General features: G+C 70.3%; 16 protein-coding genes and 1 pseudogene. 10 read left to right on the top strand and 7 right to left on the bottom strand.

The annotated features are described in order from the left end of the window. Positions 1-110: 110 nt before the first annotated feature. A pseudogene (locus tag ACZ499_RS26580) lies at positions 111-259 on the bottom strand (IS982 family transposase); the annotation flags it as partial. Positions 260-986: 727 nt separating this feature from the next. On the opposite strand from ACZ499_RS26580, the gene ACZ499_RS26575 reads away from it, so the two are divergent. Further along, positions 987-2,138, top strand: coding sequence for an MFS transporter (locus tag ACZ499_RS26575; RefSeq protein WP_468678562.1), 1,152 nt, complete (start codon positions 987-989; stop codon positions 2,136-2,138). Between the two features lie 32 nt (positions 2,139-2,170). Here ACZ499_RS26575 and ACZ499_RS26570 read toward each other — a convergent pair whose 3' ends face one another. Beyond that, complete coding sequence (locus ACZ499_RS26570; protein WP_468678553.1) at positions 2,171-3,118, bottom strand: NADP-dependent oxidoreductase; 948 nt, start codon at positions 3,116-3,118, stop codon at positions 2,171-2,173. Between the two features lie 190 nt (positions 3,119-3,308). On the opposite strand from ACZ499_RS26570, the gene ACZ499_RS26565 reads away from it, so the two are divergent. Next, positions 3,309-3,644, top strand: a complete 336-nt coding sequence (locus tag ACZ499_RS26565; RefSeq protein ID WP_468678551.1) for a winged helix-turn-helix transcriptional regulator — start codon at positions 3,309-3,311, stop codon at positions 3,642-3,644. Here the strand turns inward: ACZ499_RS26565 and ACZ499_RS26560 are convergent. Beyond that, on the bottom strand, positions 3,637-3,912 hold the full coding sequence (locus tag ACZ499_RS26560) for a VOC family protein (RefSeq protein ID WP_468678549.1): 276 nt from the start codon (positions 3,910-3,912) through the stop codon (positions 3,637-3,639). The two genes, ACZ499_RS26565 and ACZ499_RS26560, sit on opposite strands and share 8 nt — an antisense overlap. Before the next feature lie 377 nt (positions 3,913-4,289). Here ACZ499_RS26560 and ACZ499_RS26555 point away from each other — a divergent pair, with 377 nt between their 5' ends. Then, the gene (locus ACZ499_RS26555; RefSeq protein ID WP_371649570.1) at positions 4,290-4,889 is read left to right on the top strand and encodes a cupin domain-containing protein; all 600 of its coding nucleotides are present in this window, start codon (positions 4,290-4,292) and stop codon (positions 4,887-4,889) included. Positions 4,890-5,441: 552 nt separating this feature from the next. Here the strand turns inward: ACZ499_RS26555 and ACZ499_RS26550 are convergent. From ACZ499_RS26550 to ACZ499_RS26535, 4 genes are all read right to left on the bottom strand, one after another. Next, positions 5,442-5,966, bottom strand: coding sequence for a TetR/AcrR family transcriptional regulator (locus ACZ499_RS26550; RefSeq protein ID WP_468678547.1), 525 nt, complete (start codon positions 5,964-5,966; stop codon positions 5,442-5,444). Between the two features lie 162 nt (positions 5,967-6,128). After that, positions 6,129-7,889, bottom strand: coding sequence for an NlpC/P60 family protein (locus ACZ499_RS26545; protein WP_468678544.1), 1,761 nt, complete (start codon positions 7,887-7,889; stop codon positions 6,129-6,131). 202 nt (positions 7,890-8,091) lie between these two features. Then, on the bottom strand, positions 8,092-9,039 hold the full coding sequence (locus tag ACZ499_RS26540; RefSeq protein ID WP_468678542.1) for a DUF4232 domain-containing protein: 948 nt from the start codon (positions 9,037-9,039) through the stop codon (positions 8,092-8,094). Between the two features lie 157 nt (positions 9,040-9,196). Then, complete coding sequence (locus ACZ499_RS26535; RefSeq protein WP_468678541.1) at positions 9,197-11,791, bottom strand: alpha-L-arabinofuranosidase C-terminal domain-containing protein; 2,595 nt, start codon at positions 11,789-11,791, stop codon at positions 9,197-9,199. 279 nt (positions 11,792-12,070) lie between these two features. On the opposite strand from ACZ499_RS26535, the gene ACZ499_RS26530 reads away from it, so the two are divergent. The 7 genes from ACZ499_RS26530 to ACZ499_RS26500 all read left to right on the top strand — a co-directional run bounded on the left by ACZ499_RS26530 (position 12,071) and on the right by ACZ499_RS26500 (position 20,592). Then, positions 12,071-13,237, top strand: a complete 1,167-nt coding sequence (locus ACZ499_RS26530) for a mandelate racemase/muconate lactonizing enzyme family protein (protein ID WP_468678539.1) — start codon at positions 12,071-12,073, stop codon at positions 13,235-13,237. Positions 13,238-13,271: 34 nt separating this feature from the next. After that, complete coding sequence (locus ACZ499_RS26525; protein WP_468678537.1) at positions 13,272-14,324, top strand: zinc-dependent alcohol dehydrogenase; 1,053 nt, start codon at positions 13,272-13,274, stop codon at positions 14,322-14,324. 153 nt (positions 14,325-14,477) lie between these two features. Further along, the gene (locus tag ACZ499_RS26520) at positions 14,478-15,473 is read left to right on the top strand and encodes a hypothetical protein (RefSeq protein WP_468678535.1); all 996 of its coding nucleotides are present in this window, start codon (positions 14,478-14,480) and stop codon (positions 15,471-15,473) included. A gap of 5 nt (positions 15,474-15,478) precedes the next feature. Further along, positions 15,479-16,603, top strand: a complete 1,125-nt coding sequence (chvE, locus tag ACZ499_RS26515) for a multiple monosaccharide ABC transporter substrate-binding protein (protein ID WP_468678533.1) — start codon at positions 15,479-15,481, stop codon at positions 16,601-16,603. An 11-nt stretch (positions 16,604-16,614) separates the two neighbouring features. Beyond that, complete coding sequence (mmsA, locus tag ACZ499_RS26510; protein ID WP_468678561.1) at positions 16,615-18,171, top strand: multiple monosaccharide ABC transporter ATP-binding protein; 1,557 nt, start codon at positions 16,615-16,617, stop codon at positions 18,169-18,171. A 5-nt stretch (positions 18,172-18,176) separates the two neighbouring features. Next, the gene (gene mmsB / locus ACZ499_RS26505) at positions 18,177-19,412 is read left to right on the top strand and encodes a multiple monosaccharide ABC transporter permease (protein ID WP_468678531.1); all 1,236 of its coding nucleotides are present in this window, start codon (positions 18,177-18,179) and stop codon (positions 19,410-19,412) included. Between the two features lie 31 nt (positions 19,413-19,443). After that, a complete protein-coding gene (locus ACZ499_RS26500; RefSeq protein ID WP_468678528.1) occupies positions 19,444-20,592 on the top strand; it encodes an aldose epimerase family protein in 1,149 nt (382 codons plus the stop codon). Positions 20,593-20,620: the final 28 nt, after the last annotated feature.

Here is a 20,620-nt window from a genome sequence, read left to right as displayed (position 1 = left end):
TTGTCCCCTCCCTTCCTCTTACGATCCCCGACAGCATACGCACCCGGGCCCGCCCTTCGGGCGGACGACGCTACTTTCGAAACACGCCCTAGGCGGTGGTTCCGATGTGTTCAGTGATCGAAGGCGGTCAGCGAGTGCAGGACGGGGCACCGGTCTTGTGGTTGTGCCAGACCGCGGCGGCCATGGCGAGGATGCACTGGGCGACGCGCACGGCGACACCCTCGAAGGTACGGCCGCCGCGCTGTTCCAGGTCCAGCTGGCAGCAGGAGGGGGCCACGGCGGGTGTGTGCGGCCCATTGGCCGACGGCGTCGAGGACGCTCGTGGCGCCGAGGGCGACGATCACGGCGTCGGGAGGGAGGTCGGCGGTCGGGACGGTGTCCTTGCCCGATGCTCCCACCAGGCTGGTGGGAGCGGCCGCACCGGGGTGGTGCAGGACGCGGGGTGGAGGCCGCCGGGACTCCGCGGTCGGAGACGACCACGAACCGATCGGTCTCCAGCCGCCGGGCGCTACCGGTCAGCTCGTCCCCCGAGGCGGGACCGGCCCATACCTGCAAGGGAAGACGGGCAAGGCCGGAGCCGATGCGTCCAGGGCTACGGGTCAACGGGTCAACGGGTCAACGGGTCAACGGGAGGAGAGCATGAGGGACTCACAGACCGGGCACTGCCCGAGGGTGCCGGGCACGGCCCGAGGTTCGGTCGATGCCCTCATACCGTCGGCGCCCCGGGCCCCGGACACATGAGACCCCGGCCCTGTCGTGGCCCCACCGTCCGGTCCCGGACCCCTGGCACGCGTGCCGCAAACCGACCCCTGGTCGTGTCGTCGTCTTCGCCCAGCCGGTGAGTCATCACCGCCGGCGCGCGGGGCGCGCGGCCCTGACCGGGGTGTTCCTGATAGGCAGTCGCGGTGAGCAACCACGCATCCGCGAGCGAAGCGGACGACGCCGGCCTCGGCACGTACGGCACCGGGCGCGGCTGGCCCTTCGCCGTGGCCGCCTACGCCTTCGCCGTCGCGATGTGCGGCACGACGCTGCCCACTCCCCTGTACCGCATGTATCAGCGGGAGTTGGGCTTCTCCTCGTTCATGGTGACGGTGATCTACGCGGTCTACGCGGTCGGTGTCATCGCGGCACTGCTCCTGCTGGGGCAGTTGTCGGACTCCGTGGGCCGGCGGCCGGTCCTGCTGGCCGGGCTGGTGTTGTCGGCGCTGAGCGCGGTGTCCTTCCTCTTCGAGCGCGGGCTGCCGGAGCTGTTCGCGGGCCGGGTGCTGTCGGGGCTGTCCGCGGGGCTGTTCACGGGAACCGCGACCGCTGCCGTGGTGGAGCTCGCCCCTCGGCGATGGGCCGCGTCCGCCACACTGATCGCCACCGCGGCCAACATGGGCGGCCTGGGAAGCGGACCGCTGCTGGCGGGTCTGATGGCGCAGTACGCGCCCGACCCGCTCCGGCAGGTGTTCATCGTGGACCTGGCACTCGTGGCGGCGGCCGTCGTCGGCGTGCTGCTGATCCCGGAGACGGTACGGGACCGGGACGGCACGTCGCGCCGCCCCCGACGCCTGCGCGTACCACCGCAGGTGCGCCCCGCCTTCGTCCCGGCGGCCATGGCGGGCTTCGCCGGGTTCGCCACCATGGGGCTGTTCACCTCGGTGGCACCGAGCTTCCTGAGCGAGGTGGTGGGGGTGAGCGAACCGGCGGTCTCCGGCACGGTGGTCTTCACGGTCTTCGCGGCGTCGACGGCCGGTCAGCTGCTGATGGGACGAGTCGGTGTCCGCCGGGCGCTGCCGTGGGGCTGCGTGGCCCTCGTGGCGGGCATGGCGCTGATCTCCTCCGCGCTGCTGACGGCCTCCCTGCCCCTGCTGGTGTTGGGGGCGATCACCGCGGGTGCGGGGCAGGGTCTGTCGTTCAGGGCCGGGGTCACCGAGGTGAGCGAACACAGCCCGCCCGAGCGGCGAGCGGAGATCACCTCCGCGTTGTTCGTCGTGCTGTACGTGGCGATCTCGATCCCCGTGGTCGGAGTCGGAATCATGGCCGTCACGCTGGGCCTGCGGCAGTCGGGCCTGATCTTCAGCGGCTGCGTCGCACTGCTGGCGGCTGCCACGGCGGTGCTGCTGTGGGCGCGTCCGGTGCGGCAGACCGCTTGAGTGGGACCCGGCCCATGGGAGCCGGGCGTGGTTCATGCCACCTTGAGGAGGATCTTGCCCCGGGTCCGGCCGGACTCGCTGGATGTGTGGGCCCGAGCGGCGGCTTCGAGGGGGAGGACCTGCTCGACGGCGACACGCAAGGCGTGTCGGTCCACGAGGGCGGCGATGTGCTCCAGATCCGTGCCCGACGGGGTGAAACCGAGTTCGACCAGGCGCAGACCGCGCGCCTTCGCCTGCGTGCAGAGCGCGGTGCGGTCCGGGCCGGTACCGCGTACGTCCACGAGCACGCCGCCGGGAGCCAGCACCTCCAGTGAGCGTGGGCCGTAGTCGCCGCTGATCGGGTCGATCACGATGTCGATCCCGCTCAGCCGCTTCGCGAAGTCGGCTTCGGTGTAGTCCACGACGTCATCGATGCCGAGATCTTGGAGGAAGGCGTGGTGGGGGGAGCGAGCGGTGCCGACGACGTACGCGCCGTGCGCCTTGGCGATCTGGACCGCGAGATGGCCGATGCCGCCTGCCGCGGCATGCACGAGAACACGTTGGCCCTCGCGGACCTGTGCCGTGCGTACGAGGGCCTGCCATGCGGTCAGCCCCGTCACGGGAAGCGCCGCGGCGTGCACGAGGTCGAGCGCGGTCGGGGCGAGAGCCAGCGCGGTTTGGGGTACCGCTGCGTACTCGGCGTACGAGCCATGGGGCGGGAAGGCCACCCCGAAGACGTGGTCGCCCGGCCGGAACCGGGAGACCTCCGGGCCGACCGCCTCGACGGTGCCGCTCAGATCCAGGCCGAGCGTGAACGGCGGCTCACCGAACCGGCGCACCTCGCCCGAACGGATCCGCCAGTCGGCCGGGTTGACCCCGGCAGCGCTGATCCGCACGAGCACTTCGTCAGCACGCGGCTCCGGCCTGGCGACTTCGACGAGCTCGAGGACCTCGGGGCCTCCGTAGGCGTTGAGGTGCACGGCGCGCATGGTGCTGGCCACAAGAACTCCTCCTTGAATGTCCGATCGCTCCGAGCGGGCGACGATCTTCATCCTCGAAGGAATGGGTGTCGGTTGTAAAGTAGGCACCTTTTTGGTACCTAGGTACCTCATGGATACCACCTCGAAACACTCTCCTGCGGAGCCGCACGCGGGTTACCGCAGCGATTGCCCTTCCCGGACCGTCGTCGAAGTGCTGGCCAACAAGTGGTCGATGTACGTCCTGGCCGCACTGCGGCGCGCGGAGGGCCCCATGCGCTTCAACGAACTGCGTCGCCTCCTCGACGGGATCACCCAGAAGATGCTCACGCAGACCTTGCGCACCCTGGAACGCGACGGTCTGGTCGAGCGCACGGTGTACCCCACCACCCCGCCGCGTGTCGAGTACGCGCTGACCGAAGTCGGCGTCGCCGCAGGCAGACTGACCACCGCGATCGCCGACTGGTCATTCGAACACGCTCGGGAGATCCTGGCGGCCCGCGCGGACTTCGACGCGCGCTCCCACCTCCCCGCCGAACCCGTCAGCTGACGGCGCTCGTGTCGTACGTGCTGATCTCGATCAGATTGCCGTCGGGATCACGCAAGTAGGTACTGGTGATCGGGCCTCTGGCGCCGGTGCGCGGCACGGGGCCCTCTTCCACGGGGATGCCGCAGACGGCCAGGTGGTCGAGAACCCGGCTCTGGGGCAGCTCGGTGACCAGGCAGAGGTCCGCGCTGCCGGGAGTGGTCGCCGCCATCGACCTACGGATCTCCTCGCGCCCCTCCATCCGCCTGGAGAAAGCCACGTCGGCAGGCACGAGCGGTGCCTCCAGGACGCCGTCCTCGGTAAACAGTTCGGCAAGAGCGTCAGCGTTATGCGTCAGCGCACCGGCGTAGACGCAGTTCCTGAAAATTTCCTGTGGAGAAACAGCCAGGCAGTCTCCTGGGACAGGTGGAACGGACAGGAAGTCCACCTCATCACAGGGGTGTTCACCACGGAGCGATTTCTGTGAGCCATCACCCGTGCCGCCAGCAGGAGAACCCCAGGAGGTGACGGGGGTCTCAGCCGACGCTGTGGCAGCCCCGGGCGGAAGGGCGTCCGCGTTCGACTGCGGACGGGGCCCGCAGACGAACAGGCCCGATGTGGGGTAGATCAGAACTCAAGCCATTATCAAGCGGAAAGAGAAGCCCTCTTATGACGCACATCGTCCTCCCCGGCCAGCGCCCCGAAGGCCGCCGCGGATTCGAGATCGTCCTCTCCAGCAAGATGACCGGCCAAGCGGCCTCCTGGGTGGAAACCCGCCAGGGCCCGGCCTGGTCGGGCCCTCCGCTGCACACCCATGCCGAGTCCACGGAGACCTACTACGTCGTCTCCGGCACCCTTTTGGTCCAGGTCGACGACGAGGTCGTGGAGCTGCGCCCGCGCGCCCTCGCCCACATCACCAGTGGCACGCGCCACACCTGGGCCACTCCGCCCGGCGAGGGTGCCCACTTCCTCACCCTCCACATGCCCGGCGGTTACGAGGACTACCACCCGACCGCCCTCCAGGCCGAGAAGGACAACGGCGGCCCCCTCACCCAGGAAGACCTTTTCAAGATCGCCGCCCGCTTCGACTGGCGCCCCGCCGGCGACACGCCGATGCGTCTCACCCCTGACGGCCGCCTCGTCCCCGCCTCCCAGGCCGACGACGAAGCCGCCCGCCTCCGCGAGGAATGGCTGGCCGCGCAGGGCGAGACCGCCGAGATCACCCCTATCCACGACGCCGGCTTCTACGTCACCAACCAGCCCGCGTAACCCACGGCACGACGCAGACGCCAGGGGCCTTTCCCTGCCGGGCCCTGCCGGGCGGTGCGGCGGTGCTGGAGACCGCCGCCCTCAGCCCGGCAGCCACAGCACGGCTTGCTCGATCGGTCTCGGCGTCGCGGGGTGTCCGCAGTCCGCCCAACTACCGTGTCTTATCGCATTTCTGACTGTATGTCAGACAACGCGGTACTTCTCCGCCCGCTTCCCCCTCAGGGTCAGCCCGAGGCCGGGGGCGTCACTCTCGCCGGGGCTGAGCGTCCCTCCGTCCGGAGCCAGCGTTCCCTAGAGGAAGAGGAGCCCGGGGCGGCCCGCGTTGCGTACGGCCCGGTTCATCGTCTCGTTCGCGGCCGGGACGTCCCATAGGCCGCCCGGTGACGGTATCGGCCAGGAGGCCCTCCACGACCGCGGCGGACGCCATGAGGCGGACGGACTCGGGCATGGGAAACATCCCCTCCCGCTCTGTATCGATCAGCCCACATTCGGGTATGACGACTGCCGACCTGGTACGAGGTGCGCACACCCGGAGGGTCGGGCAGCGGGTGGTCAGTGGCCGAGCCCGTCGGCGCCGGCCTGGGAGGCGATTCGCATTCCGGAGATCACCGAGGTGGGATACCAGGCGAGCCCGGCGGCGTCGCGCGAGGAGCTGATGGAGCCGTCCCGCTGCCCTTCCTCGATCACGGCACGGAAGGAGTCCAGGCGCCGCTCCAGGTCCTTGGCGAGGAGCCGGGCGACCTCGGGATCGTCCGCCGAGACCGGCTCGGTGAGGGTGTTGACCGTGAAGCAGCCGGAGGCCCGCCCGGGGTCACGGTTCTCCATCTCCCCTTCGAGGAGCATCGCGAACAGGGCCTGGATCCGCTCCAATCCGGTACTCCCCTCCTCGTCGAGGACGGCGAACTGACGGGCCGTCATGGTCTCGATGCAGTGGGCCAGTGCGCGAAGGAAGAGGTGGTCCTTCGAGGTGAAGGTGTTGTAGATGCTGCTCCGGCCTAGACCGGTGGCCTCGCACAGGTCCTGGGTGGAGGTGGCTGCGTAACCCTTCGCCCAGAAGGCCGGGCAGGCCGCGTCCACCGCCTGCCGCCCGTCGAACTGCCGTGGTCGCCCCCTGGGCAGTACGCCGACACGTTTGGGAACGGTCGGAACAGAACCGGCGGGACGCCGGACCGTCCGCCCGGGCCGTGCTCAGCACTGCCCGGGGCGGACGGCCTCCGGCTCGCCGTCGAAACACCGCCGTCAGATGCGGTGGACCGTGTGCAGCTTCTTGGCGTACGTGCCCGAGCCGTCGAGCAGCGAGGCGCCGCCCAGGTCCGCCATGGTGGGGCCGTTGTTCGTCTTGCGGCTGGAGAGGAAGCGGCGCTTGCCGTCCGCGTCCGCGCCCAGGTAGATGCCGACGTGGTCCACCGTCACGGTCGGGTTGTCGTCGCCGGAGTCGGCGTTGAACAGCACCAGGTCACCGGGCTGGAGCAGCGTCGCGGCGGGCGGGTTCGTACCGTCGGTCTGGTCGATGCGCACACCGGGCGCGTAGTCGACCATGTGCCGGGACTTGCGCGGAATGCGCGTGCGGGAGGTGTCCTCGCCCGCGGCCATCGGTACGCCCAGGTGGTAGCCGTACACCATGCGCGTATACCCGGAGCAGTCGAGGTTGCCGACCTGCTTGCTGGACGGGCCGGTGTAGGTGCCGTCGGGGAAGGTCCAGCCGGTGTTCATGTACTCGTGGAAGTCGGCACCCTCATAACGGTAGCCCTGCGGATCCAGGTAGCCGTAACCCGCCTCGCCCAGGACCTGCTTGTCCTTGGCGGGCCCGGAACCGCTGACCACGGCGGGGCCGTCGGCCAGGAACATCGCCGCGTACGCGAGGACGTCCGGAGCCGTCGAGCCCGCCCAGGAGCGGATGGTCTTCTCCAGCTCCGGCGTCCAGTTCCCGTCGAAGGGCTCGGGCAGGACCCGCACCCAGTCGCCGTGGGTGACGCTCGGCGGCGCGGCCCAGGTGGACTCGTCCACCTGGAAGCGGCTGACGGCGAGCTTGACCGGCAGGTTGGTGCAGCCGTTGTTGGCCAGGGCGCGCAGGCCCACCCGGCCCTTGCCGAAGGTGGCGTCGCTGACGTCGACGGTCCAGGCGGCCGGTTCCGTGGAGGCCGTACGCCAGGCCTTGACCTGGATGCGGGTGCCCTCGCGGCGTACCCGGATCGTCCAGTCGGTGCCGGCGGACACGCCCGTGGCGAGGGTGAGGGCGGTCGAATTCGGCAGCAGGTCGACCTTGTCGGCGACCTCCTTCTCGACGCGCAGTTCGACCGCGCCGGTCGTCAGGAAGGACAACCGGGCCCGGTAGTTGTTGCTGGTGTCCTGGTAGCCGAAGGACAGCGCGTAGGAGCACGCCTGGCCCGCGGGCACCTTGTCGAAGTGCGCCACGGACCGCACGTCGAAGTCCGTGATCTCGCCGTCGCGAAGGGTGGCGTGTCGGCTGGCGAAGTCGGTGGTGAGGGCGATGACACCAGCGCCCGGCACGACCGAGTAGTCGGTGTCCGCGGGCCCGAGGGTCGACCAGCTGCCGCCGCCCGGGGAGGTGCCCCAGTACGAGCGGTCGGCCACGGGCAGCGACACGTCCGGCAGGGTGCGCCCGAAGTCGTCCACGAAGGCCTTCTTGTTCTCCGTGAACGTACGCTGCGGGCCGGGCAGGACGACGGTACGGGCGCCGTGCGTCAGCAGCGCGACGCGCTTGCCGCCGGAGGTGACCTCGGTACGGGCCGGGGCGCCCGACAGCACGGCGGCGGTGAGCGGGGTGTTCAGCGTCAGCTGGCTGAAGTAGGAGGCGTTCAGCGGCGGCAGCGTGACCGAGGAGCGCGGCGAGGCCAGACCGGCGGGCGCCGCGAGAGACCCGGCGGAGCCGGCGGAAACGGCGGCACGCGCCGGGGCGGCGGCCAGACCGCTGAGCGGAACGGTGGCAGCCGAGGCCGCGAAGACGGCGAGCAGGCTGCGCCTGGAGGTGTGGGACATGCGGGCCATCATGGGGCAGCGGAGGGTGACAGGTGACACCGGGCCCCACAGGAGTCCGATGTGAGCGACTCGCCGGTTTGTGTATGTGCCGGAGTTGGACACGGGTGGGCAATCAGGGCATTGGCCGCCCATCGGTATACAGGGGCCCGGCAACCTGGGTCGATCCCGCCATCAGCCTCGGCGGCTACGCGGACGAGCCCGCCTACTCCCCCGTCGTACCCGGGGTCCGGCCGGGCCTGGCCCCGCTGTAGCCGTCGGGAGTCGACGGGCGGGAAGCCTTGTCCTTCGTCCAGGGGCCGACGCCCAGCCTTCCCGTGGTTCCGAGGTCGAGTTCCGGGGTCACGATGGCCGTCGGCGAACCGGGCTTCGCCGCCACCCGGACGTAAGGGACGTTCACGGGGGTGCCGGACTCGGTGGTGTTGCGCCACATCAGGGAGGCGTACGCCGTCTCTCCCGTCAGCAGTGTCACCAGCCGGGGCGGGGCGTCCGGGCCTCCGGCCGTGGAGATCGCGCCGGTGCCGTCGAGGATCCGTACGCCGGTCAGCGGCCGCCGCTTCTCGTCGAGGAGCTGGAGGCGGGGGTAGCCGTTGATTTTGACGACGCCGGTCCCGCAGTTGGCCAGGTGGAGCCCCACGGCGCGGAGCCCCATGGCGGCATCGCCCTGGTCGATCGTGATGCGCATCCCCGAGGGCGGGCACTTCCCGGAGACCTCGGAGGCCTCGTCCGCCGGGACCGCCCGCACCTTGCCGATGCGCACGCGCGCATCGACAGTGGGGACCTCTCCCAGCTCCAGGGTCCTACGTACGGTCTGGCCCGGCGCCACGGAGGCCACTGTCCGGTGCGGGTTGGAGGTGACCTCCCCGGAGCCGTTCCGGACCTCGAAGGAGATGGTGTACGTGAACGGCTCGGTCTCCGTGTTGGTGACCTCGAACTCGGTCGGCACATTGGGGGAGGGGCCGCAGCCCTGGCTGAGGATGGTCACGCCGTCCCGCTTCAGGTCGGCGGGGTCGCCGGTGGGCGGGCGGGAGGCGCACGTCGGCGAACCGGACGCGGCGCGGGAGCCGGAGGCGGCGTTCTCCGATCCGCATCCGGCGACGAGGACAGTGCTCGCGGCGAGGGCGCAGGCGGCGAGGAGGGCGGCGGGACGCATGCGCCCACCCCATCAAAGGACGGATCGCCCGGGCAATGAGGAAGACCACACGCTTTGTCACACTCGTGATACAGCGTGACTCGTCGCGGGTTCGCGACGCGTCCGGCGGCCCCGCTCACACCGGCGGCACGCGCCGCGCCTCCTCACCGCCGGCCGTTCAGGCCGTCCGCACCTCCAGGACCGTGACCGAGTACGGGGCGAAGGTCGCCGTGAAGGCGGGTGTGATGCCGCTGACGGACCGGCTGTGCGGGACCACCGCCTCCGGGTCGGCGAGTGTGTTGGTGGCCTTCCTGTCCGCTGCGGCCAGGACCGTGACGGCGCCGGTCGGTGCCGTACGGGCAACCCCCTGGAGGGAAACGGCCGTCTTACGGGCCGTGCCTCCCGTGTTGACCACCGCGAGGTAGATGCGGTGGCTGCCCGGGTCATGGGTGGTGACGACGTTGAGGCCGGGCAGCGCGCGCACCTCGGTGGGCAGCACCACCGTGCCCCGGCGGGTGCGCAGCATCTGCTGTGCGTAGTAGCTGGGCGAGTTGTAGCTGGTCAGGCCGGAGTACGCGATGAGGTTGGTGGCCCAGGTGTTGTCGTTGACGTGGCTGAACAGCGGCGCGTACGACTCCATGAGGACCTGGTCGGAGTTGCGGATGATCCCGGCCACCCAGGACGCGTCGCCGAGCGCCGCGTCGAGGTCGGGCGTGGGGCGGCCCTCCTGCGCGGCCCACTCCCCGACGAACACCTTGGGGCTGCGGCGGTCCCGGCCGTCGTATTTGTGGGAGCCCGCTTGGAAAGCCGACGGCGACTGGTAGTAGTGCTCGTCGATCAGGTCGTACGGACGGGAGGCGACCGGCGTCGTGGCGATCAGCTTGAGGGCCGGGTACCTGGCCTTGACCGCGTCGTGGAAGGCGGCATAACGCTCCTCGTACGAGCCGGACTTGTCGAACCAGTCCTCGTTGCCGATCTCCACATACTTGAGCGGGAAGGGCGCCGGGTGCCCGTCGGCCGCCCGTTTGGCGCCCCAGGCCGAGGTGGCGGGCCCGGTGATGTACTCGATCTGGTCGAGGGCGTCCTGCACGAAGGGCTTCAGGGCATCACCGGTGACGTGCGCGCCCTGCAAGGAGTATCCGGCGTACACGCACAGCAGCGGGGTACAGCCCAGGTCCTCGGTCATCTGAAGGTATTCGGGCAGGCCGAGGCCGTCGGTGGACCAGTACCCCCAGGCGGAGTTGCGGTGTCCGGGCCGCTGCTCGACCGGGCCGATGGTCTTCTTCCAGTCGAAGCGGTCGGCGATGACGTTGCCTTCGAGGTAGTTGCCGCCGGGGAAGCGCAGGAACTTGGGCTGCAGGGCCGCCAGCTTCTCCATCAGGTCAACGCGCAGGCCGTTGCGCCTGCCCTTGTACGTCGGCGGGAAGAGCGAGACCTGGCTGAGCCAGAGCGTTCCGGCGGCCGGGGCGGTGACGACCAGGCGGGCGTTGAGGGTGATGGGGGCGCCGGGTCCGGTGCGCAGGGTCAACTCGTGCTTGCGCCACCCGCTGGTGAGCGCTCCCGTGGTCGCGGTGGCGTGGACCGTGCCGTCCGTGCCGACGATCGAGACCGTCACCTTGCCCGTGATGGAGGGTGACTTGGCGTGGAGGGAGGCGCGGTAGCTGGTGGAGGGGCGGACCGGGATGCCCCAGAAGCCCTCGTTGGCGACGCCGTCTCCGGCGGCGGTGGCGGTGACGCGCAGTGACTGGGTGAGGGCTTGGTTGAGCGGCTGGCCGGCGTCCACGGCGAAGGTGGCGCGGCCTACGGTGAACCAGTGCAGGGGCGTGGTCGCGGCCATGAAGCTGCGGTTGTTGACGAGTTCGGCGTAGAGGCCGCCCTCGCCGCTGTGGTTGATGTCCTCGAAGAAGATGCCGCCGAGTTCCGGGCTGACCACGGGGCCGGGCCGGGTGGTGTCGACGGTCAGCAGCGGCCGGGTGGAGTCCACCGGCACGCCCGCGAGGGCCGCGGCCTGCTCGGCGGTGAGGGCGGTGTCGAAGACCTGGACGTCGTCGATGAGGGCGTGCGCCTGGTCGACCTCGCCGCCTCCGAAGAGGCCGCGCCCGACGGCGGTGTCGCCGGTGGCGCGCCAGCCGCCGGCGTAGGGGACCTCACCTTCCAGGACGCCGTTGACGTAGAGCCGGACGGCTCCGGCCGCCGCGTCGTCGACGCCGAGGAGGTGATACCAGATGCCGGTCGCGGGGGCGAAGGAGGCACCGGCGACGGCGGCGGAGGCGTTCGCCGAGGTGCCGTCGGACGGCAGCCGTGTGAAGGCGAACGCGCCGGTGTCGTCCCGGAGTTGCAGGAAGAAGCCGCTGACCTGGGCGCCGTCGACGGAGACGAAGGTCTGATACCCGGTGGTGGCGCTGAGCCGGACCCAGGCGGAGACACTGAAGCTCTTCGTGGTGTCCACGGCGGGCCCCCGCGCGGTGGCGTTGCCGCCCGCCGAGACATCCAGGCTGGAGGCCCCCGACTTCGCCGCTCCCCAGCGCGCACCCGCGTTGAAGGTGAGCGTGCGGCCACCGGCGCTGTCGGCGGCAGCGGTTCCGGCCGCCTCGTCGAAGGCCCAGTGCGCGACGGGCACGGGGAGCGCGTCGGCCGCCCGTGCCGGGGAGGCCGCGAACGCGGGGCCGATCGCTCCGGCCAGCGGCAGTGCGCCCAGCGCCGTGACGATCGCTCTGCGGCTGGGCCCGGAGTCGGGTTGCTCGGCCGGTCCGGTGGGGGTGCGTGAGGTCATGCTGAACTCCTCAGCTCTCGGTGCGAGTTCGAGATTTCGGACAGTGTTCTGCATTTCGACGCCATTGCGCCGCCGGGAGCATTCCGCTTTCCCCGCCCCCGCGTCAACACCCGGGGCGACACCGGGCCGTTACTGAGGGCGATGACCGACACCGACTCCGGAACCGTTCCCGCGCGACCCATTGACACCCGCGACCGCACGTTATTACCGTCACGCCAACATTTCGAACGTGTGACGAAATATCGAACGTCATGGGTCGCAGCCTCGGGAGCCACTGCCTTGCGAATCACGGGAATCAGCACTCACGTCGTCGGGACTCCCTGGCGCAACCTCACCTACGTCCAGGTCCACACCGACGAGGGCCTCACCGGAGTCGGCGAGACCCGGATGCTCGGCCGCACCGACGCGCTCCTCGGGTATCTGCGCGAGGCCGAGGCCAACCACATCGCCGGATCGGACCCGTTCGCTATCGAGGACCTCGTGCGCAGGATGAAGTACGGCGACTACGGGCGGGCCGGCGAGATCGTGATGTCCGGCATCGCGGTCGTCGAGATGGCGTGCTGGGACATCAAGGGCAAGGCGCTCGGCGTCCCCGTATGGCAGCTGCTCGGCGGAAAGGTGACGGACCGGGTCAAGGCGTACGCCAACGGCTGGTACACCACCGAGCGCACCCCCGAGGCCTACCACAAGGCGGCCCGGGCGGTCGTCGAGCGCGGCTACCGGGCGCTGAAGATCGACCCGTTCGGCACCGGCCACTTCGAGCTCGACCACCAGCAGACCCGGTACGCCGTGTCGCTGATCGAGGCGGTGCGGGACGCGATCGGCCCCGACACGGAGCTGATGCTGGAGATGCACGGGCGGTTCTCGCCGTCCACGGCGGTGCGCCTGGCCCGCGATCTCGCACCGTTCCAGCCCGCCTGGCTGGAGGAGCCGGTGCCGCCGGAGAACCTCAAGGCCCTGGAGAAGGTCGCCGCCAAGGTGGACATCCCGGTCGCGACCGGCGAACGCATCCACGACCGCATCGAGTTCAGGGAGCTGTTCGAGTCGCAGGCCGCCGACATCATCCAGCCCGACGTGGGCCACATCGGCGGCATCCTGGAGACCCGCAAGCTCGCCGCGACCGCCGAGGCGCACTACATGCTCGTCGCACCGCACAACGTGGGCGGCCCGGTGCTCACCGCCGCGAGCCTCCAAGTGGCGGGCTGCACCCCCAACTTCAAGATCCTGGAGCACTTCAACGACTTCGCGGACGCGGAGATCAAGAAGGTCGTCAAGGGCGCCCCCCAGGTGGTCGACGGCTACTTCGAGCTGCCGCAGGCCCCGGGGCTCGGCGTCGAGCTCGATGTGGAGGCGGCCGCCGAGTTCCCCCAGCAGCAGGCCCGGTTCGACCTGTGGGCGGAGGGCTGGGAGAAGCGCGCCCCCACGGCCTCGGGAGCGGCGGGATGAGCGAGCGCGCGAGCGAGGCGTCCGGGGCGGGTTCATGAGCGGCGGCACGCCCGGGAATCCCGGCGGCGGCCGGGCGACCAGCCGCGCGATCGTCGTCGACGCGCCCGGCGCCCACCGCCTGGTCACCGGGCCGCGCCCGGGGCCCGGCCCCGGCGAGGTGCTCATCCAGGTGGCCGCCGCCGGGATCTGTCTGAGCGACCGCGAGGTGTACGACGGCCACCGCGCCCCCGGCTATGTGCGCTACCCCGTCACACCGGGCCACGAGTGGTCCGGGACCGTGGTCGCGGCCGGATCCGGCGTCGATCCCGCGCTGGTGGGGCGCAAGGCGGTGGCCGAAGGGTTCCGTTTCTGCCGGACCTGCGAGCGGTGCCGGGCCGGGGACACCTCCCTGTGCTCCGCCGCGTACGCGGAGACCGGCTTCACCCATCCCGGCGCCTTCGCCGACCACCTGGTGGTGCCCGCCCGGCTGCTTCACACGCTGCCGGACGACGCGGACCTGCGCGGCGCGGCTCTGCTGGAGCCCGCCGCCGTGGTCGCCGCCGCCGTACGGGCAGGGGCGCCGGAGGCGGGCGAACGGGTCGCGGTGGTCGGCGCGGGAACGCTCGGGCTGCTCGCGGTCCAGTTCCTGGCCGCCTCGTCCCCCGGTGAGCTGGCCGTCGTCGACCCCCGGCTCGAACGGGCCGAGCTGGCCTGCCGCATGGGCGCGACCGCGGCCCGTACGCCCGACATCTCCCCCGAAGTGCGCGGCCGCTACGACCTCGTCGTGGAGACAGCCGGCGCCCGCACCACCGCCGCCGACGCCTGCCTCCTCGCCCGCCGCGGGGGCCGGGTCGTCCTCACCGGGATGTTCGCCGAAGGCGCGCTGGGCATCGACCCGGTGCACCTCTCGGTGAGCCAGCTCACCGTGCGGAGCGTCTTCGGCGCCCCCTCCGCCGCCTGGTCGTTCGCCGTACGGGCCTACAGCACGGGCCTCATCGACCCGGCGGAGCTGATCACGCACGAATTCCCGCTGGAGCGGTACGCCGACGCTCTCGCCCTGGTCGGAGGCGGTGACCCGAAGACCGGAAAGGTACTGCTGCGCCCCTGAGGCGCGACTTGGCGCCCAGCGGCCGCGGCACCTCCGCACACGTATCTCCGCACACCCAATGACCCGAACCTCGTTCGAAATATCGAACGAATCGGCCGGCCTCGCCTCTCTCGACCTCATCTCTCTCGACCCTCTCGTACAAGGAACCCGCCTGTGACCGACGCACCAGCCACTGCCCCCGCCCCGGGCCCCGAAGGCCCCCGCCACCCCGGCGAACCGGCCCTGGCGACACTGGGCCTGGCCGCCCCGCACGGCAACCCCGCCGACTCCTCCCCGCACACGTTCCCCGACGGAGGCACCTGGCGCACCGAGATTCCCTCTGTCGAGGGCCCGGAGGCGCTCGCCGTCGTACTGAAGGAGTCGTCCCGTCTCGACGTGCCCGTCCACCGCGTCAGCCAGGGCAGCGGTGTGTGGATGCTCTCCGATGCCGAGATCACCGAGATGGTGGAGGGCTGCGCCGAGCGCGACATCGAGCTCTGCCTGTTCACCGGGCCGCGCGGCACCTGGGACACCGGCGCCTCCGCGCGCAGCGACTCGGGCGGCGCGGGACTGCGCGCCCGTGGCCACGACGCGCTCGCCGGATGCGTCGAAGACGCGCTGCGGGCGGCCGAGCTGGGCGTGCGCTGTCTGCTCGTCGCGGACGAGGGTGTGCTGTGGAGCCTGCACCGGATGCGCGAGCGGGGCCTGCTGCCCGCCGACACCACCCTCAAGGTCTCCGCGCTGATCGGCCCCGTCAACCCGGCCTCGGTGGCCGTGTACGAGCAGTTGGGCGCCGACTCCGTCAACGTCCCCTCCGATCTGACGCCCGCTCACTTCACCGAGGTCCGGCGGGTGTCGAGGGTCCCGCTCGACCTCTATATCGAGGCGCCCGACGACCTCGGCGGCTATGTGCGGATGTACGAGGCGGGGGAGCTGATCCGCCGCGCCGCCCCGCTCTACCTCAAGTTCGGCCTCTCCCGGGCGCCCGGCATCTACCCCTACGGAGCCCACCTGCGCGACACCGCCCTGGACACCGCCCGCGAGCGGGTGCGCCGGGGCCGGCTCGTCCTCGATCTGCTCGCCCGCCTCGGCGCCGACGGCGGTATGTCCCCGCTCGGCTCCCGCCTCCCCGGCCCCCTGAACCGCTTCCCCGCGAACCCGAAGGACTGATGACCATGCGCCGCACCCGACCAGCCGCACTCGCACTCGCACTCGCCGGAATCCTTTCCCTCGCCCTCACCGCCTGCGGTCAGGACAGCGAGGGCGGCGGCAAGGCGACGCCCAAGGGCGGCAAGGGAGCCACGATCGGCATAGCGATGCCGACCAAGTCGTCGGAGCGCTGGATCGCCGACGGGAACAACATGGCCGCGCAGTTCCGGGCGCTCGGATACAAGACCGATCTCCAGTACGGAGAGGACAGCGTCGACCAGCAGGTCGCCCAGGTCGAGAACATGATCACCAAGGGGGTGGACGCCCTGGTGGTCGCGGCGATCGACGGACGGGCGCTCGGCGACGTCCTCAAGCAGGCCGCCGACCAGCACATCAAGGTGATCTCCTACGACCGCCTCATCCTCGGCTCCCCGAACGTCGACTACTACGCGTCGTTCGACAACGAGAAGGTCGGGGTGCTCCAGGCCACGTACATCATCGACAAGCTGGGCCTCAAGGACACCCCACAGGGCAGCAGCAAGCAGGGCCCCTTCAACATCGAACTGTTCGCCGGCTCCCCCGACGACAACAACACCCGCTACTTCTTCCAGGGCGCCCTCAAGACGCTCCAGCCGTACATCGACAAGAAGCAGCTCGTCGTGCGCAGCGGCCAGACCCGCCTCAACCAGGTGACCACGCTTCGCTGGGACGGCGCCACCGCGCAGAAGCGCATGGACGACCTCCTGACGAAGGCGTACTCCGCCGAGCGCGTCGACGCCGTCCTCTCACCGTACGACGGGATCTCGATCGGCATCCTGTCCGCCCTGCGCTCCGGCGGCTACGGAACCACCGCCAAGCCGTACCCGATCGTCACCGGGCAGGACGCCGAGGTGGCGTCCGTGAAGTCGATCATCGCGGGAGACCAGGCCCAGACGGTCTACAAGGACACCCGCGCGCTGGCCAAGCAGGCCGTACAGATGGCCGACGCGGTGCTCACCGGAAAGACGCCCCAGGTCAACGACACCAAGACGTACGACAACGAGAAGAAGGTCGTGCCGGCCTTCCTCCTCAACCCGGTCAGCGTCGACAAGTCCAACTACCGGGCCACGCTGGTCGATTCGGGCTACATCAAGGCGAGTGACCTGAAGTGAGCACCCCGGACATGGGGGCGCCCGTTCTTGAGATGCGCTCCATCGTCAAGACGTTTCCCGGCGTCCGGGCGCTCTCCGACGTGTCCCTCACCGTCGCGCCCGGTGAGGTGCACGCCGTCTGCGGCGAGAACGGTGCGGGCAAGTCCACTCTGATGAAGGTCCTCAGCGGCGTTCACCCGCACGGGAGTTACGAGGGCGACATCCTCTTCCGGGGCGAGCCCTGCGCGTTCAAGGACATGAGGGCCAGCGAGGCGCGCGGCATCGTCATCATCCACCAGGAGCTGGCACTCGTCCCCTACCTCTCCATCGCCGAGAACATCTTCCTCGGCAACGAGCACGCCAGGCGCGGGATCGTGAGCTGGGGCGAGACGCTCAAGCACGCGGCGCGGCTGATGAAGAGGGTGGGCCTGCGCGAGCATCCGCAGACCAGGGTCGCGGACATCGGGGTCGGCAAGCAACAGCTCGTGGAGATCGCCAAGGCCCTCTCCAAGGAGGTCCGGCTGCTCATCCTGGACGAGCCGACCGCCGCGCTCAACGACGAGGACAGCGCCCATCTCCTCGGCCTCATCCTGGAGCTGAAGGCTCAGGGCATCGCCTCGATCATCATCTCGCACAAGCTCAACGAGATCGCGGCGGTCGCCGACTCGGTGACCGTCCTGCGGGACGGCAGAACCATCGAGACCCTCGACGTGAAGGCTCCGGAGACCACCGAGGAGCGCATCATCCGGGCCATGGTCGGCCGCGACCTCGACCACCGCTTCCCCGAACGCACCCCCTACGCGGGCGACCCGGGCGCCCACCCCGCCCTGGAGGTCCGGGACTGGACCGTCCACCACCCCATCGACCAGCAGCGCAAGGTCGTCGACGACGTCAGCCTGCACGTCCGGCGGGGCGAGATCGTGGGCGTCGCAGGCCTGATGGGGGCAGGCCGCACCGAGCTGGCCATGAGCGTCTTCGGCCGCTCCTACGGCCGGGGCATCAGCGGCACGGTGTGGAAGGACGGCCACCGAATCCGTACGAGGACCGTCCCCGAGGCGGTGGGCCACGGCATCGCGTACGTCACCGAGGACCGCAAGCAGTACGGCCTCAACCTCATCGACACCATCAGCCGCAACATCACCATGGGCGCCCTGGGCAAGGTGTCCCGGCGCGGGATCGTCGACGAGCACGAGGAGCGGCGCGTCGCCGAGTCGTACCGCACCTCCATGGGCATCAAGGCGCCGACCGTCTTCGAGCCGGTCGGGCGCCTGTCCGGCGGCAACCAGCAGAAGGTCGTCCTCAGCAAGTGGATCTTCGCGGGTCCCGATGTGCTGATCCTCGACGAGCCCACGCGCGGCATCGACGTGGGCGCCAAGTACGAGATCTACACCGTCATCGACCAGCTCGCGGCCCAGGGCAAGGCCGTCGTCTTCATCTCCTCCGAACTGCCCGAACTCCTCGGCATGTGCGACCGCATCTACACCATGGCGGCCGGCCGGCTCACCGGCGAGGCCGCCCGGGCGGACGCGACCCAGGAAGTGCTGATGCGCCTCATGACCACGAACGACATGACCACGAACAAGAGGTAGCCGAAATGGGTCCGGTCACCACCGACGCCGCACCGAGCACCCCGAGGGCTCCCGAGCCTCCGCGCTCCCCGGCCGGGGCGCTGCTCCTGGACGCGGCCCGCCGCAACATGCGCCAGTACGGGATGCTGGTCGCGCTCGGACTGATCGTCGTGCTGTTCCAGATATGGACCGACGGCGTCCTGCTCAAGCCCAACAACGTCACCAACCTGGTGCTCCAGAACAGCTACATCCTCGTCCTCGCCATCGGCATGGTGATCGTCATCATCGCCGGTCACATCGACCTGTCCGTCGGCTCGCTGGCGGCCTTCGTCTCGGCGGCGTGCGCCGTGATGATGGTGGAACACCATGTGCCCTGGGTGCTCGCCCTGGCCGTCGCGCTCGTCATCGGCGCGGTCGCGGGCGCCTGGCAGGGGTTCTGGATCGCGTACGTCGGCATCCCGTCCTTCATCGTCACGCTCGCCGGGATGCTGCTCTTCCGGGGCGGCACCCAGATCCTGCTCGGATCCCGCTCGCTCGGCCCGTTCCCCGAGGGCTTCCAGAAGATCTCCACCGGATACCTCCCGGAGATCGGCCCCGACACCAACTACCACAATCTCACCCTGCTGTTGGGCCTGGCCCTGATCGCCGTCGTCCTGGTCCAGGAGGTGCGCTCCCGGCGCCGCGAGCAGGCGTACGAACTCGATGTGCTCCCCCGTGGCCTGTTCCTCACCAAGTGCGTGGCGATGGTCGCCGCCGTCCTCGCCTTCACCCTCACCCTGGCCAGTTACCGGGGTGTGCCGGTGGTGCTGCTCCTGCTCGCCGCCCTGCTCATCGGGCTCGGCTTCGTGATGCGCAACGCGGTGGTGGGACGCCATGTGTACGCGCTCGGCGGCAACCAGGCGGCGGCGAAGCTCTCCGGCGTCAAGGACAAGCGGGTCACCTTCCTGGTCTTCGTGAACATGGGGGTCCTCGCCGCCCTGGCCGGTGTCGTCTTCGCGGCGCGCCTGAACGCGGGCACACCCAACGCGGGCGTCAACTTCGAGCTGGAGGCCATCGCGGCCGCCTTCATCGGCGGCGCCTCGATGAGCGGCGGCGTGGGAACGGTGCTGGGCGCGATCATCGGCGGCCTGGTGCTCGGCGTGCTCAACAACGGTATGTCGCTCGTCGGCGTCGGCACCGACTACCAGCAGGTCATCAAGGGTTTCGTCCTGCTGGCCGCGGTGGGCTTCGACGTCTGGAACAAACGCAAGGTCGGCTCATGACACATCATCACCTTCTGGAGGAGCAGTGGACATGAACACCAGCAGACGTACGGTGATGGCAGCGGGCCTCGCCACGGGCGTGGCCGCGACGAGCCTCGGCACGGCCCACGCCGCGCCGGGCCGCACCCCCACCAGGACGCTGTTCGGCACCCTGGACGACGGCACTCCCGTACACCTGTGGACCGTCGCCAACGGAGGCGTCCGGCTGCAGGTCCTCTCGTACGGCGGGATCATCCACCGCCTCGACGTGCCCGACCGCCACGGCCGCCGGGCCAACATCGCGCTCGGCTTCGACAACCTCGCCGACTACGTCGCCAAGTCCCCGTACTTCGGCGGCCTCATCGGCCGCTACGGCAACCGCATCGCGGCAGGCAAGTTCACTCTCGACGGCCACACCTACCAACTGCCGCTCAACGACAGCGCGAACAGCCTGCACGGCGGCACCAAGGGCTTCGACAAGCAGATGTGGCACGTGGAGCCCTTCGCCAGTGGCTCCGGGAAGGGCCTCGTGCTCTCCCGTATCTCGCCGGACGGCGAGATGGGCTACCCCGGGACACTCAAGGTCCAGGTCACCTACACCCTGACAGCGCGCGGCGAGTGGCGCATCGACTACTCGGCGACCACGGACCGGGCGACCGTCGTCAACCTCACCAGCCACACCTACTTCAACCTGGCGGGCGAGGGCAGCGGGCCGATCCACGACCACACCCTCGAACTGGCCGCCGCCCGCTTCACCCCGGTCGACGCGGGCCTCATACCGACCGGCGAACTGGCCCGCGTGTCAGGTACCCCCTTCGACTTCCGGCGTACGAAGCCGATCGGCCGGGACATCCGCCAGGGCCATCAACAGCTCCTGTACGGCAAGGGGTTCGACCACAACTGGGTCCTGGACAAAGGCAGTACGCCGGACCCCGAGTACGCACTCACGCTCGCCGAGCCGCACTCCGGCCGGGTGATGAAGATGTACACCACCGAGCCGGGAATGCAGTTCTACAGCGGCAACTTCCTGGACGGCACCCTGGTCGGCACCTCGGGCCGCACCTACCGCCAGGGCGACGCCCTCTGCCTGGAGTCCCAGCACTTCCCGGACTCCCCCAACCACCCCGCCTTCCCGTCCACGGTACTGCGCCCGGGCGAGACGTACCGGACGTCGACCGTGCACGCCTTCTCGACGCGCTGAGGTGTTTGGATCCGGGTACCGCCTTCCG

This window comes from Streptomyces sp. NPDC031265 (assembly GCF_055570295.1).
The sequence above is the reverse complement of the archived record's forward strand: the minus strand, read 5'-3'. Positions and strand labels throughout refer to the sequence as shown.